Origin of the sequence: Flavobacterium anhuiense (genome assembly GCF_900101855.1) — a bacterium.
GTDB lineage: Bacteria > Bacteroidota > Bacteroidia > Flavobacteriales > Flavobacteriaceae > Flavobacterium > Flavobacterium anhuiense.
This window is the reverse complement of the sequence record NZ_FMVC01000008.1, coordinates 198,285-211,948: the sequence shown is the minus strand read 5'-3', so window position 1 is coordinate 211,948 and position 13,664 is coordinate 198,285. Positions and strand designations below refer to the sequence as shown.

The window sequence follows — 13,664 nt, the reverse complement described above, 5'->3', positions numbered from 1 at the left end:
ATTAACCTTTACTAAGTCATTATATTTCAAAATTCAATCTTTTTAGGTTATAGAAAGTTAAAACAATATTGATTAGAGAAGAAACTTAGTCGACTAAAATAAATTAAATCCGATGAACTGCACTTTTTATCCATTAACCATAAAAAAAGCCCCTTAAAAAAGGGGCTTTTAAAATTTATGCTTGTCCAGCTGGACCAAAATTAAGCGGAATTGGCGCTTGTTCCGTTTCTTTGATTTCGCCATGAGCGGCCTCAAATCTGTGGATGTTTTCACCTATAGCTCTCAATAATCTTTTAGCATGTTGCGGTGTCAAGACAATTCTTGACTTTACCTTGGCCTTAGGAATACCTGGCATAATGCTCACAAAATCTAAAACAAACTCAGATGATGAGTGATTAATAATCGCAAGATTAGAATAAATTCCTTCTGCGACAGTTTCGTCTAGCTCAATATTAATTTGCTCTTGTTGTTGTTTCGGATTACTCATAGTTTCCTAATTAATAAATGTATTCTTCTTTATTAGCCATCATTTCATTGTAATCATCTTTAGATCCTACGATTGTGTTATCGTATTCTCTCATACCTGTTCCGGCAGGGATTCTGTGTCCAACGATTACGTTTTCTTTTAATCCTTCTAGATCATCTACTTTACCAGCTACTGCAGCTTCGTTAAGTACTTTCGTTGTCTCCTGGAATGAAGCCGCAGAAATGAATGATTTAGTTTGTAACGAAGCTCTTGTAATACCTTGTAGAACTGGCGTTGCAGTTGCAGTAATTACATCTCTTGCTACAACAAGATTTTTATCTGTACGTTTCAATAATGAATTTTCATCACGTAACTCACGAGGTGTAATGATCTGACCTGGTTTTAATACTGAAGAATCTCCAGCATCTTCAACCACTTTCATACCGTATAATTTATCATTTTGAAGGATAAAGTCTTTAGTGTGGATCAATTGATCTTCTAAGAATAGAGTATCTCCTGGATCTTCAACTTTAACTTTACGCATCATTTGACGAATTACAACCTCGAAGTGTTTGTCATTGATTTTTACCCCTTGTAAACGGTAAACCTCTTGAATTTCATTTACCAAGTACTGTTGAACAGCAGCTGGTCCTTGAATTCTTAAGATATCATCTGGTGTAATTGCACCATCAGACAATGGAACTCCCGCTCTTACGAAGTCATTTTCTTGTACTAAGATTTGGCTTGAAAGTTTCACTAGATACTTTTTAACCTCACCAAATTTAGACTCGATAACGATCTCACGGTTACCTCTCTTAATTTTACCGAATGATACAACACCATCAATTTCAGATACAACTGCTGGGTTTGAAGGGTTACGAGCCTCAAGAAGCTCAGTAATTCTTGGTAAACCTCCCGTGATATCGCCTGCTTTAGAAGAACGACGTGGGATTTTTACTAATACTTTACCGGCTTTAATTTTCTCACCATTCTCAACCATTAAGTGTGCACCTACTGGTAAGTTGTATGAACGAATCAATTCACCTTCTTTACCATAAACTAATAAAGTTGGGATTAATTTTTTGTTTCTAGCCTCAGAAATTACTTTTTCTTGGAAACCAGTCTGCTCATCGATTTCAACCATGTATGATTGTCCTTGCTCTAAGTCTTCGTAAGCAATCTTACCTGTAAACTCAGAAACAATTACACCGTTATATGGATCCCATTTACAGATTACAGTTCCTTTAGTAACTACATCTCCATCATTTACAAAAATACTAGATCCGTAAGGAATGTTATGTGTATTTAAAACAATTCCTGTTCCTTCGTCAATTAATTTCAACTCAGTAGAACGTGATACAACGATATCAACTTCGTTACCTTCACTATCTTCACCTTTAACTGTTTTTAAATCTTCGATTTCAAGTCTACCGTTGAATCTTGTAACAATACTAGATTCTTCAGAGATACCTCCAGCAACCCCTCCAACGTGGAACGTACGAAGTGTCAACTGTGTACCTGGCTCTCCAATAGACTGAGCTGCAATAACTCCGACAGCTTCACCTCTTTGTGTCATCTTACCAGTAGCTAAGTTTCTACCGTAACATTTCGCACAAATACCTTTTAAAGCTTCACAAGTTAATGGAGATCTAACTTCAACTTTCTCAATTGGAGACGTTTCGATAGTCTTAACAATTGATTCCGTGATTTGCTCTCCAGATCTAACCATGATCTCGTTAGTAAGAGGATTAATAACGTCTTGTAATGCAACACGTCCTAAGATTCTCTCACCTAAAGATTCAACGATTTCCTCATTTTTCTTCAAGGCAGCAACTTCAACACCTCTTAAAGTTCCACAATCCTCGATGTTAACAATAACATCTTGAGAAACGTCATGAAGCCTTCTTGTCAAGTAACCAGCATCGGCTGTTTTAAGAGCCGTATCCGCAAGACCTTTACGAGCACCGTGAGTAGAAATGAAGTACTCAAGAATCGAAAGACCTTCCTTAAAGTTAGAAAGAATCGGGTTTTCAATAATCTCACCACCACCAGCAGTAGATTTTTTAGGCTTAGCCATCAAACCACGCATACCAGTTAACTGACGAATCTGCTCCTTAGAACCCCTCGCCCCAGAGTCAAGCATCATATATACAGAGTTGAAACCTTGCTGGTCTTCTCTAATATTTTTCATTGCTAACTCTGTTAACTGAGCATTTGCTGAAGTCCATACGTCAATAACTTGGTTGTAACGCTCGTTATTTGTAATAAGACCCATGTTATAGTTAGTTGAGATACCTTCAACTTGCTCTCTAGCATCTGCAATTAACTTCGTTTTTTGTTCTGGAATTCTAATATCACCTAAAGAGAATGATAAACCTCCTCTAAATGCGAATTTATACCCCATATCTTTCATATTATCCAAGAAAGCTGCCGTTGTAGGTACATCAGTCACACTTAAAATGTGTCCGATAATATCTCTAAGGTTTTTCTTAGTCAATACGTCATTGATATATCCAGCTGCTTCTGGTACTACTTCGTTAAATAATACACGCCCCGCAGTTGTCTGGATGATTTTGTACACTAACTCTCCGTTCTCATTAAAATCTTTTGCTCTAATTTTTACACGAGCATTCAATTCTAATCTTCCTTCGTTTAATGCAATGTTTACTTCTTCAGCAGAATAGAAAGTTAAATCCTGACCGATAATTTTGTGATCTTCTGTAGAAATACGTTCTTTGGTCATATAGTATAGACCCAAGACCATGTCCTGAGAAGGTACAGTAATTGGAGCACCATTTGCAGGGTTCAAGATATTGTGAGAAGCCAACATTAACAATTGCGCCTCTAAAATAGCCTCTGGTCCTAATGGTAAGTGAACCGCCATCTGGTCACCATCGAAATCGGCGTTGAAAGCCGTACATACTAATGGGTGTAACTGGATCGCTTTTCCTTCAATTAATTTTGGCTGGAATGCCTGAATACCAAGTCTGTGCAAAGTAGGAGCACGGTTAAGTAATACTGGGTGTCCTTTAATTACATTTTCAAGGATATCCCAAACTACAGGCTCTTTTTTGTCAATGATTTTCTTAGCAGATTTTACTGTTTTTACAATACCTCTTTCGATCAATTTACGGATAACGAATGGTTTGTACAACTCAGAAGCCATATCTTTTGGCAATCCGCACTCATATAATTTTAACTCTGGACCAACGACGATTACCGAACGAGCAGAATAATCCACACGTTTTCCTAAAAGGTTTTGACGGAAACGTCCTTGTTTACCTTTTAATGAGTCAGATAATGATTTTAATGGTCTGTTAGATTCTGTTTTAACAGCAGAAGCTTTACGAGTGTTATCGAATAATGAATCTACAGATTCTTGCAACATACGTTTCTCGTTTCTTAAGATAACTTCTGGAGCTTTAATCTCCATTAATCTTTTCAAACGGTTGTTACGGATGATTACACGACGGTATAAGTCGTTCAAATCTGAAGTTGCAAAACGACCTCCATCAAGTGGCACAAGCGGACGTAATTCTGGCGGGATAACTGGAACCACTTTCATAATCATCCATTCTGGACGGTTTTCGCGGTTTTCGTTAGACTCACGGAAAGATTCAACAACTTGTAATCTTTTTAAAGCCTCAGTTTTTCTTTGTTTAGAAGTCTCGTTGTTAGCGCTGTGTCTTAATTCATAAGATAAAGCATCTAGGTCAATACGAGCTAATAAATCCATAATACACTCTGCCCCCATTTTGGCAACAAATTTATTAGGATCTAAATCGTCTAAATATTGGTTTTCTTGCGGAAGAGTATCTAAAATGTTTAAGTATTCTTCTTCAGTTAAGAAATCTAATCTTTGTAATGATTCTCCATCTGCATTTTTAGCAATACCTGGCTGAATTACTACGTATCTTTCGTAGTAAATGATCATATCTAATTTCTTAGATGGAAGACCAAGGATATAACCAATTTTGTTTGGAAGAGAACGGAAGTACCAGATGTGAGCAATTGGCACCACAAGGTTGATGTGTCCTACTCTATCACGACGTACTTTCTTCTCAGTAACTTCAACACCACAACGGTCACAGATGATACCTTTGTAACGAATTCTTTTATACTTACCACAAGCACATTCGAAATCTTTTACTGGTCCGAAGATTCTTTCGCAGAAAAGTCCGTCACGCTCTGGTTTGTGAGTTCTATAGTTGATTGTTTCTGGCTTTAAAACCTCTCCTCTTGATTCTTTCAAGATAGATTCTGGTGAAGCCAATCCAATAGAGATTTTATTAAATCTTTTTACTGGATTCTTATCTTTATTGTTTCTATTATTCATCATAGTTTTTACTATTGATTTACTGCTGTTAAAAATTGATTTTAGATTTCATAATCTCCATCTTTCAAAAATTGCTTCCAAAAGAGTTAAATCATCGCGCTTACCTCGGTTTACTTCTCTAAACCTCAAACTCTTATTTGAAGTGCTAGTTATAAAATGCCCTGCATTATTATAAAAAATCGGAACGGGTTACGGGTATAAATCTTAAAAACTTTAATATTATTAGTAATAGTCAGCAGTCTCAGTTTTCAGCGATAACTGAATACTGAAACTGTGACTCAAAACTTTTATTATTCTTCCAAACGAAGATCTAATCCTAGACCTTTCAATTCGTGCATTAATACATTGAATGATTCTGGTAAACCTGGTTCTGGCATAGTTTCACCCTTAACGATAGCCTCGTAAGTTTTAGCTCTACCAATAACGTCATCAGACTTAACAGTTAAGATCTCACGTAGTGTACTAGAAGCTCCATAAGCCTCAAGTGCCCAAACCTCCATCTCTCCAAAACGCTGACCTCCAAATTGAGCTTTACCTCCAAGTGGCTGTTGCGTAATCAATGAGTATGGTCCAATAGAACGTGCGTGCATCTTATCATCAACCATGTGTCCTAATTTAAGCATGTAAATTACACCCACAGTCGCTTTTTGTGCAAAACGCTCTCCAGTACCACCATCATATAGGTAAGTATGTCCGAAACGCGGTACTCCAGCTTCATCAGTCAAAGCATTGATTTCGTCAAGAGAAGCTCCGTCGAAGATTGGAGTAGCAAATTTTCTACCCAAGTTCATGCCAGCCCATCCTAATACTGTTTCATAAATCTGACCAATGTTCATACGTGAAGGTACCCCAAGTGGATTCAATACGATATCTACTGGTGTTCCATCTTCTAAGAAAGGCATATCTTCATGACGAACGATTCTAGCAACAATACCTTTGTTACCGTGACGACCCGCCATTTTATCACCCACTTTTAACTTACGTTTTTTAGCAATGTAAATCTTAGCTAATTTCAAAATTCCAGATGGTAATTCATCTCCAACTGTAATAGTAAATTTCTCTCTTCTTAAAGCTCCTTGTAAGTCGTTCAGCTTAATTTTATAGTTATGAATCAAATCATTAACCATTTTATTTGTAGCGTCATCAGCAACCCACTGACCTTTGCTTAAGTGAGCAAAATCCTCTACTGCGTAAAGCATTTTTTGAGTATATTTTTTACCTTTTGGTAAAACTTCTTCACCCAAATCATTCATTACACCTTGAGATGTTTTTCCGTTAACGATCAAGAATAATTTCTCTACTAATCTGTCTTTTAATTCAACAAATTTAGTTTCGAATTCCATTTCTAAAGCGCCTAAAGCATCTTTATCTTGAGTACGTTTACGTTTATCTTTTACGGCTCTTGCAAATAATTTTTTGTCAAGAACTACACCATGTAAAGATGGAGAAGCTTTTAATGAAGCATCTTTCACATCACCAGCTTTATCCCCGAAGATTGCACGAAGCAATTTCTCCTCTGGAGTTGGATCTGATTCTCCTTTTGGTGTAATTTTTCCGATCAAAATGTCGCCAGGCTTAACCTCTGCTCCAATTCTGATCATACCGTTTTCATCTAAATCTTTAGTAGCTTCTTCAGAAACGTTAGGAATATCGTTTGTTAACTCTTCATTTCCTAACTTAGTATCTCTAACCTCTAATGAATAATCATCAACGTGAATAGATGTAAAAATATCATCACGAACTACTTTCTCAGAAATTACAATCGCATCCTCGAAGTTGTACCCTTTCCATGGCATGAACGCAACTTTTAAGTTTCTACCTAAAGCTAATTCTCCATTTTGAGTAGCATATCCTTCTGATAGTACTTGTCCAGGAACAACTCTGTCACCTCTTCTTACGATTGGCTTCAAGTTGATACTTGTACCTTGGTTGGTTTTTCTGAATTTAATTAAGTTGTACGTTTTCTCATCAGCATCAAAACTTACCATTCTCTCGTCTTCTGTACGATCGTATTTAATAGTAATGATGTTAGCATCAACGTATTCAACAGTACCATGCCCTTCAGCATTGATCAATACTCTTGAATCTGAAGCTACCTGACGCTCTAAACCTGTACCAACAATCGGTGCTTCAGGACGGATCAAAGGAACTGCCTGACGCATCATGTTTGATCCCATCAACGCACGGTTCGCATCATCATGCTCCAAGAATGGAATCAAAGATGCAGAAATCGAAGCGATCTGGTTAGGAGCAACGTCTGTATAATGTACTGAACTTGGTTCAACAACTGGGAAGTCACCCTCTTCACGAGCAATAACATTACTAGCTGTAATTTTACCAGAAGCATCCATTTCAATGTTTGCCTGAGCAATCATTTTTCCTTCTTCTTCTTCAGCACTTAAATAAATTGGTGCGCTTTCTAAATCAACAACACCATCTGTTACTTTACGGTATGGAGTTTCAATGAATCCCATTCCGTTAACTTTTGCATAAACACCAAGAGATGAAATCAAACCAATGTTTGGTCCCTCAGGAGTTTCAATCGGACATAAACGACCATAGTGAGTATAGTGAACGTCACGAACCTCGAAACCAGCTCTCTCTCTCGAAAGTCCACCTGGCCCAAGTGCAGAAAGTCTTCTTTTGTGTGTAATCTCAGCTAATGGATTGGTTTGATCCATAAATTGAGATAACTGGTTAGTACCAAAGAAAGAGTTGATAACTGATGATAATGTTTTAGCATTAATCAAATCAATTGGTGTAAACACCTCGTTATCTCTAACGTTCATTCTCTCACGAATAGTTCTAGCCATACGTGCTAAACCAACACCGAATTGTTGAGACAATTGTTCACCAACTGTTCTAACACGACGGTTTGATAAGTGATCAATATCATCAATCTCTGCTTTAGAGTTGATCAACTCGATCAAATATTTAACGATTGTAATGATATCCTCTTTAGTAAGCACTTGCTTATCCATAGGGATATCTAAATCTAATTTTTTGTTCATTCTATAACGACCAACTTCACCTAAGTTATAACGTTGGTCAGAGAAGAACAATTTATCTATAATACCACGAGCAGTCTCCTCATCAGGCGGTTCAGCGTTACGCAACTGACGGTAGATGTGCTCTACAGCTTCTTTTTCAGAGTTAGTTGGATCTTTTTGTAACGTGTTGTGGATGATAGCATAATCTGCTTGATTGTTATCCTCTTTGTGTAACAAAATAGATTTTACATTAGAATCGATGATCTCTTCAACATTATCTTTGTCTATAATAGTATCACGATCAAGGATGATTTCGTTACGCTCGATAGAAACTACCTCTCCAGTATCCTCATCTACGAAATCCTCGTGCCATGTGTTCAAAACACGCGCAGCAAGTCTTCTTCCAATATATTTCTTAATTCCTGTTTTAGATACTTTAATTTCTTCTGCTAAGTCAAAAATCTCTAAGATATCCTTATCTCTTTCGAAACCGATAGCACGGAATAAAGTTGTTACAGGTAATTTTTTCTTTCTATCGATATACGCGTACATTACGCTGTTAATATCAGTAGAGAATTCTATCCAAGATCCTTTAAAAGGAATTACTCTCGCAGAATAAAGTTTAGTTCCATTTGCGTGGAATGACTGTCCAAAGAAAACCCCTGGAGAACGGTGTAATTGAGATACTACAACACGCTCGGCACCATTAATAACAAAAGTACCACTAGGAGTCATGTAAGGAATTGTTCCAAGATAAACGTCTTGTACAATTGTTTCAAAATCTTCGTGTTCTGGATCTGTACAGTATAGTTTTAACCTAGCTTTTAAAGGCACACTATAAGTAAGACCTCTCTCTATACATTCTTGAATTGTATAACGTGGCGGATCAACAAAATAATCTAGGAATTCCAATACAAAGTTATTTCTTGTATCTGTAATTGGGAAGTTTTCCATGAAGGTATTGTATAACCCTTCGTTGCCTCTTTCGTCAGATTTCGTTTCTAATTGAAAGAAATCTTTAAAAGATTTAACCTGAACATCCAAGAAGTCCGGATAGTCAGGGATATTTTTTGTAGAGGCAAAATTCAATCTTTCAGTCTGATTTGTTATCATCAATGGACAAAATTTTGATTAAAAAAAAGTAATTTATTTTTGTGTAAATACACATTGTTTAATCTATACTTTCTTATTATAATCAATACATCTTTAAAAATAGGGCCGCAAAAATGGGCTCAATTTTCTTTCTTCGTATTGATCAAAAACTTTTTCGTATTTTAAACTATGGGATAATAAAATTTGATAATATTTTATTATACGAAAAATGGTTTAGGCCTTTGAGTGTTAACTCAAGACCTAAACCTAGTTCTTAAACTGAGTTTAATTATTTAAGCTCAACAGTAGCTCCAGCCTCTTCTAAAGATTTTTTAAGACCTTCAGCCTCTTCTTTAGAAACACCTTCTTTAACGTTGCTTGGTGCACCGTCTACTACATCTTTAGCTTCTTTAAGACCTAAACCAGTTAATTCTTTAACTAATTTTACAACAGCTAATTTAGAAGCTCCTGCATCTTTCAATACAACTGTAAATTCAGTTTGTGCTTCTTCAGCAGCACCGTCTCCTCCACCAGCAGCAACTACTACAGCAGCAGCAGCAGGCTCGATTCCGTACTCATCTTTTAATATTGTTGCTAATTCGTTAACTTCTTTAACTGTTAAGTTAACTAATTGTTCTGCGAATTGTTTCAAATCTGCCATTTTTTCTATCGTTTAAAATGATTTGTGTAAAAATATAATTTAATTATTGTGCGCTAATTAAGCAGCAAGGAAGCAAGCCTCCCTACATTATTACTCTGCTCCTTCTTCGCTTCCAGCGAATTTGTTTTGTAAAGCAGAAATAATTCTTTGAGCTGGAGATTGTAATAATCCAATGATTTCCCCGATAAGCTCTTCTTTAGATTTAATTGTAGCTAATGTATCTAATTGGTTATCCCCAATATATACTTCAGAATTGATGTAAGCTCCTTTTAAAACTGGTTTATCAGATTTCTTACGGAAATCTTTGATAATTTTTCCAGGTGCATTAGCAACATCAGAAATGAAGATAGCACTATTACCTGATAAAACTGTAGGTAAATCACCATAATCATTAGAAGAAGCTTCCATTGCTTTTGCAAGCAAAGTGTTTTTTACAACCTCTAATTTGATACCTGCTTTGAAACAAGCTCTACGTAAGCTTGAAGTTGTCTCTGCGTTTAAACCAGAAATATCAGAAATGTAAATGATATTTGTACCAGCTAACTGCGCAGTTAAATTTTCAATCGCGATTGATTTTTCTTCTCTAGTCATACTAAAAATTTTTAACTACCAATTATACTGCTTTTGGGTCTAATGCGATAGCAGGACTCATTGTGCTTGTAAGGTGAATACCTTTAATGTATGTACCTTTAGCAGCAGTTGGTTTAAGTTTTATTAATGTTTGAATAATTTCGTGTGCGTTCTCAACGATTTGCTCAGCTCCGAAAGAAACTTTACCAATACCAGCGTGAACGATACCAGTTTTATCAACTTTAAAGTCAATTTTACCAGCTTTAACTTCTTGAACAGCTTTAGCAACATCCATAGTTACAGTACCTGTTTTAGGGTTTGGCATTAAACCTCTAGGTCCTAAAATACGACCTAATGGACCTAATTTACCCATAACAGCAGGCATAGTAATGATCACATCAACATCTGTCCAACCGTCTTTAATTTTTTGTAAGTAATCGTCAAGACCAACGTGATCTGCTCCAGCTTCTCTTGCTTCAGCTTCTTTATCTGGAGTAACCAATGCTAATACTTTAACGTCTTTTCCTGTTCCGTGAGGTAAAGTAACTACACCTCTAACCATTTGATTCGCTTTTCTTGGATCAACACCCAAACGAACTGCGATATCAACAGACTCATCAAATTTTGCAGAAGCAACAACTTTAATTAATGCAGCAGCATCTTTTAAAGAGTATAATTTGTTCTTTTCAATTTTTGAAGCAGCCTCTTTTTGCTTTTTTGTTAATTTTGCCATTTCTTTTTCTTAATTAAAAAGGAGCATCTCCTGATACAGTTATACCCATAGATCTAGCTGTTCCAGCAACCATACTCATAGCTTTCTCGATTGTGAAAGCGTTTAAGTCTGGCATTTTGTCTTCAGCAATAGTTCTAATTTGTTCCCAAGTAACGCTAGCTACTTTTTTACGATTAGGCTCACCAGAACCAGATTTTAGCTTCGCAGCTTCCATTAACTGAACTGCTGCTGGAGGAGTCTTAACAACAAAATCAAATGATTTGTCTTTGTACACAGTGATTTGCACTGGACAAATTTTGCCAGGTTTATCTTGAGTTCTAGCATTAAATTGCTTACAAAACTCCATGATGTTAACCCCAGCAGCTCCTAAAGCAGGTCCAACCGGTGGCGACGGGTTCGCAGCACCTCCCTTAACTTGTAGTTTAACTACCTTACTAATTTCTTTAGCCATTTTTAAAAAATTTAACACTGTAATCTATGGAAGCGATTACAATGGTTTATTATAGTGTAACAAAAAATTATACTTTTTCTACTTGCATAAAGCTTAATTCTAATGGAGTTTTTCTTCCGAAAATCTTAACCATTACTTCAAGCTTACGCTTCTCTTCATTGATTTTTTCAACAGATCCATTAAATCCATTGAAAGGTCCATCAATAACCTTAACCGTTTCACCAACACTAAATGGAATAGAACGAGTGTCTGTATTAACAGCCAATTCATCCACTTTACCTAACATACGGTTTACTTCAGAAAGTCTCAAAGGAACTGGTTCTCCACCTTTAGTCTCTCCTAAAAATCCAATAACACTAGTAATTGACTTAATAATATGAGGAATCTCACCAACCAAGTTAGCTTCGATCATAACATATCCAGGAAAATACACTTTATCCTTAGATGATTTTTTCCCATCTTTTACAGTAACTACTTTTTCAGTAGGAACTAAAACCTGAGAAACATAATCCTCCATACCTAATCTCGCAATCTCAGTCTCGATATAAGCTTTCACTTTATTTTCTTGACCACTAACCGCTCTAACTACGTACCATTTTTTCACATTATTATCTGCCATCACAAAAAAATTATCCTTTTAACCAGTTAAAAAATCCAGCCAAAGCTTTTGCAAAAAATTCGTCTACTCCCCAAGTTGCCAAAGCGAATAAAATCGAAAATACAGCCACAACAATTGTCAATTTTTGTACTTCAGCCCAAGCTGGCCAAGTAACATTTGACTTTAACTCTTCGAAAGCCTCTGATAAATAATTAGTAACTTTTGTCATTTGATATATTTTTTATTGCACGGGCGGAGGGATTCGAACCCCCATCAACGGTTTTGGAGACCGCTATTCTACCCTTGAACTACGCCCGTAATTAAAGCCAGTGATTAAAAAATAATCACTGGCTTCTTATTTATTTTAATAGAATTACTCTACGATTTCAGTAACTTGACCAGCACCAACTGTTCTACCACCTTCACGGATAGCGAAACGTAAACCTACGTTCATAGCGATTGGGCTTAATAAAGCAACCTCAATAGTTAAGTTATCACCTGGCATTACCATCTCTACACCTGCTGGTAAAGTAATAACTCCTGTTACGTCAGTTGTACGTACGTAGAACTGTGGACGGTAGTTATTGTGGAATGGAGTGTGACGTCCACCTTCTTCTTTTTTCAAGATATAAACCTCAGCTTTGAATTTAGAGTGTGGCTTTACTGAACCTGGCTTAATGATAACCATACCTCTTTTGATGTCTGATTTATCAATACCTCTTAACAATAAACCTACGTTATCTCCAGCTTCACCTCTATCAAGGATTTTACGGAACATCTCAACTCCTGTAATAGTAGAAGTTAATTTTTCAGCTCCCATACCAATGATTTCAACAGGATCTCCAGTATTAGCAACTCCAGTTTCGATACGACCTGTAGCAACAGTTCCACGACCTGTAATTGTAAATACGTCCTCAACTGGCATCAAGAATGGTTTAGCTACGTCACGTACTGGCTCTTCGATCCAGTTGTCAACAGCCTCCATTAATTCGATAATTTTAGGTACCCAGTTTGGATCATTGTTTAATCCTCCTAAAGCAGAACCTTGAACTACAGGACCATTATCTCCATCATATTCGTAGAAAGATAATAAATCTCTAATTTCCATTTCAACAAGCTCTAACAACTCAGCATCATCAACCATATCCACTTTGTTCATGAAAACAACGATTCTTGGAATACCAACCTGACGTCCTAAAAGGATGTGCTCACGAGTTTGTGGCATTGGACCATCTGTAGCAGCAACTACTAAGATAGCTCCGTCCATTTGAGCAGCTCCAGTAACCATGTTCTTTACGTAATCCGCGTGACCTGGACAGTCAACGTGAGCGTAGTGACGGTTAGCTGTTTCATACTCTACGTGAGATGTATTGATAGTAATACCTCTTTCTTTCTCCTCTGGAGCGTTATCGATTTGATCAAACGACTTTGCTTGACAGTAACCAGCATCTGACAATACTTTTGTAATTGCAGCAGTTAATGTAGTTTTTCCGTGATCTACGTGTCCAATTGTACCTATGTTTAAGTGCGGTTTGGAACGATTAAAATTCTCCTTTGCCATTTTACTTAATTTTTAATCTTAGTTATATATTAATTTTCAATTTCCTACTTACTTGAGCCAATGTCGGGATTTGAACCCGAGACCTCTTCCTTACCAAGGAAGCACTCTACCCCTGAGCTACACCGGCAGAGAGTTCTGATTTTAGATTCCTGAATTTAGATCTTAGATTTTTAAAAATCTAAAACCCAAAACCTTAACCTCTTTTT

Annotated in this window: 10 protein-coding genes and 2 tRNA genes; all 12 read right to left on the bottom strand. The window is 36.6% G+C overall.

What is annotated here, in order from left to right; translation table 11 throughout:
- Window positions 1–175: 175 nt before the first annotated feature.
- Window positions 176–487 (bottom strand): DUF3467 domain-containing protein, encoded by a 312-nt coding sequence (locus BLP44_RS20255; RefSeq protein WP_008466913.1) that lies wholly within the window; start codon window positions 485–487, stop codon window positions 176–178.
- 10 nt (window positions 488–497) lie between these two features.
- On the bottom strand, window positions 498–4,805 hold the full coding sequence (gene rpoC / locus BLP44_RS20250) for a DNA-directed RNA polymerase subunit beta' (protein ID WP_091135605.1): 4,308 nt from the start codon (window positions 4,803–4,805) through the stop codon (window positions 498–500).
- A 287-nt stretch (window positions 4,806–5,092) separates the two neighbouring features.
- Window positions 5,093–8,905, bottom strand: a complete 3,813-nt coding sequence (gene rpoB, locus BLP44_RS20245) for a DNA-directed RNA polymerase subunit beta (protein WP_008466915.1) — start codon at window positions 8,903–8,905, stop codon at window positions 5,093–5,095.
- 268 nt (window positions 8,906–9,173) lie between these two features.
- The gene (gene rplL / locus BLP44_RS20240) at window positions 9,174–9,545 is read right to left on the bottom strand and encodes a 50S ribosomal protein L7/L12 (protein WP_008466917.1); all 372 of its coding nucleotides are present in this window, start codon (window positions 9,543–9,545) and stop codon (window positions 9,174–9,176) included.
- A gap of 90 nt (window positions 9,546–9,635) precedes the next feature.
- Window positions 9,636–10,136, bottom strand: a complete 501-nt coding sequence (gene rplJ, locus BLP44_RS20235) for a 50S ribosomal protein L10 (protein WP_008466919.1) — start codon at window positions 10,134–10,136, stop codon at window positions 9,636–9,638.
- Between the two features lie 22 nt (window positions 10,137–10,158).
- A complete protein-coding gene (gene rplA, locus BLP44_RS20230) occupies window positions 10,159–10,848 on the bottom strand; it encodes a 50S ribosomal protein L1 (protein ID WP_008466920.1) in 690 nt (229 codons plus the stop codon).
- 13 nt (window positions 10,849–10,861) lie between these two features.
- Window positions 10,862–11,299, bottom strand: a complete 438-nt coding sequence (rplK, locus tag BLP44_RS20225) for a 50S ribosomal protein L11 (protein WP_008466923.1) — start codon at window positions 11,297–11,299, stop codon at window positions 10,862–10,864.
- A gap of 67 nt (window positions 11,300–11,366) precedes the next feature.
- Entirely contained in the window at window positions 11,367–11,918 is a 552-nt protein-coding gene (gene nusG, locus BLP44_RS20220) for a transcription termination/antitermination protein NusG (RefSeq protein ID WP_008466925.1), read from the bottom strand.
- A gap of 10 nt (window positions 11,919–11,928) precedes the next feature.
- Window positions 11,929–12,126 (bottom strand): preprotein translocase subunit SecE, encoded by a 198-nt coding sequence (secE, locus tag BLP44_RS20215; protein WP_008466927.1) that lies wholly within the window; start codon window positions 12,124–12,126, stop codon window positions 11,929–11,931.
- Between the two features lie 18 nt (window positions 12,127–12,144).
- Window positions 12,145–12,215, bottom strand: a tRNA-Trp gene (locus BLP44_RS20210).
- A 55-nt stretch (window positions 12,216–12,270) separates the two neighbouring features.
- Window positions 12,271–13,458 carry an elongation factor Tu gene (gene tuf, locus BLP44_RS20205; RefSeq protein WP_008466928.1) on the bottom strand — a complete coding sequence of 396 codons (1,188 nt, stop codon included), beginning with the start codon at window positions 13,456–13,458 and terminating at the stop codon, window positions 12,271–12,273.
- 55 nt (window positions 13,459–13,513) lie between these two features.
- A tRNA-Thr gene (locus tag BLP44_RS20200) sits at window positions 13,514–13,585 on the bottom strand.
- Between the last annotated feature and the right edge of the window lie 79 nt (window positions 13,586–13,664).

Excerpts from the sequence above, each read along its gene's own strand:
- rplJ (WP_008466919.1), bottom strand. The coding sequence starts at position 10,136 with ATGACTAGAGAAGAAAAATCAATCGCGATTGAAAATTTAACTGCGCAG.
- rplA (WP_008466920.1), bottom strand. The coding sequence starts at position 10,848 with ATGGCAAAATTAACAAAAAAGCAAAAAGAGGCTGCTTCAAAAATTGAA.
- rpoC (WP_091135605.1), bottom strand. The coding sequence starts at position 4,805 with ATGATGAATAATAGAAACAATAAAGATAAGAATCCAGTAAAAAGATTT.
- tuf (WP_008466928.1), bottom strand. The coding sequence starts at position 13,458 with ATGGCAAAGGAGAATTTTAATCGTTCCAAACCGCACTTAAACATAGGT.
- rplK (WP_008466923.1), bottom strand. The coding sequence starts at position 11,299 with ATGGCTAAAGAAATTAGTAAGGTAGTTAAACTACAAGTTAAGGGAGGT.
- rpoB (WP_008466915.1), bottom strand. The coding sequence starts at position 8,905 with ATGATAACAAATCAGACTGAAAGATTGAATTTTGCCTCTACAAAAAAT.
- rplL (WP_008466917.1), bottom strand. The coding sequence starts at position 9,545 with ATGGCAGATTTGAAACAATTCGCAGAACAATTAGTTAACTTAACAGTT.
- nusG (WP_008466925.1), bottom strand. The coding sequence starts at position 11,918 with ATGGCAGATAATAATGTGAAAAAATGGTACGTAGTTAGAGCGGTTAGT.
- secE (WP_008466927.1), bottom strand. The coding sequence starts at position 12,126 with ATGACAAAAGTTACTAATTATTTATCAGAGGCTTTCGAAGAGTTAAAG.
- BLP44_RS20255 (WP_008466913.1), bottom strand. The coding sequence starts at position 487 with ATGAGTAATCCGAAACAACAACAAGAGCAAATTAATATTGAGCTAGAC.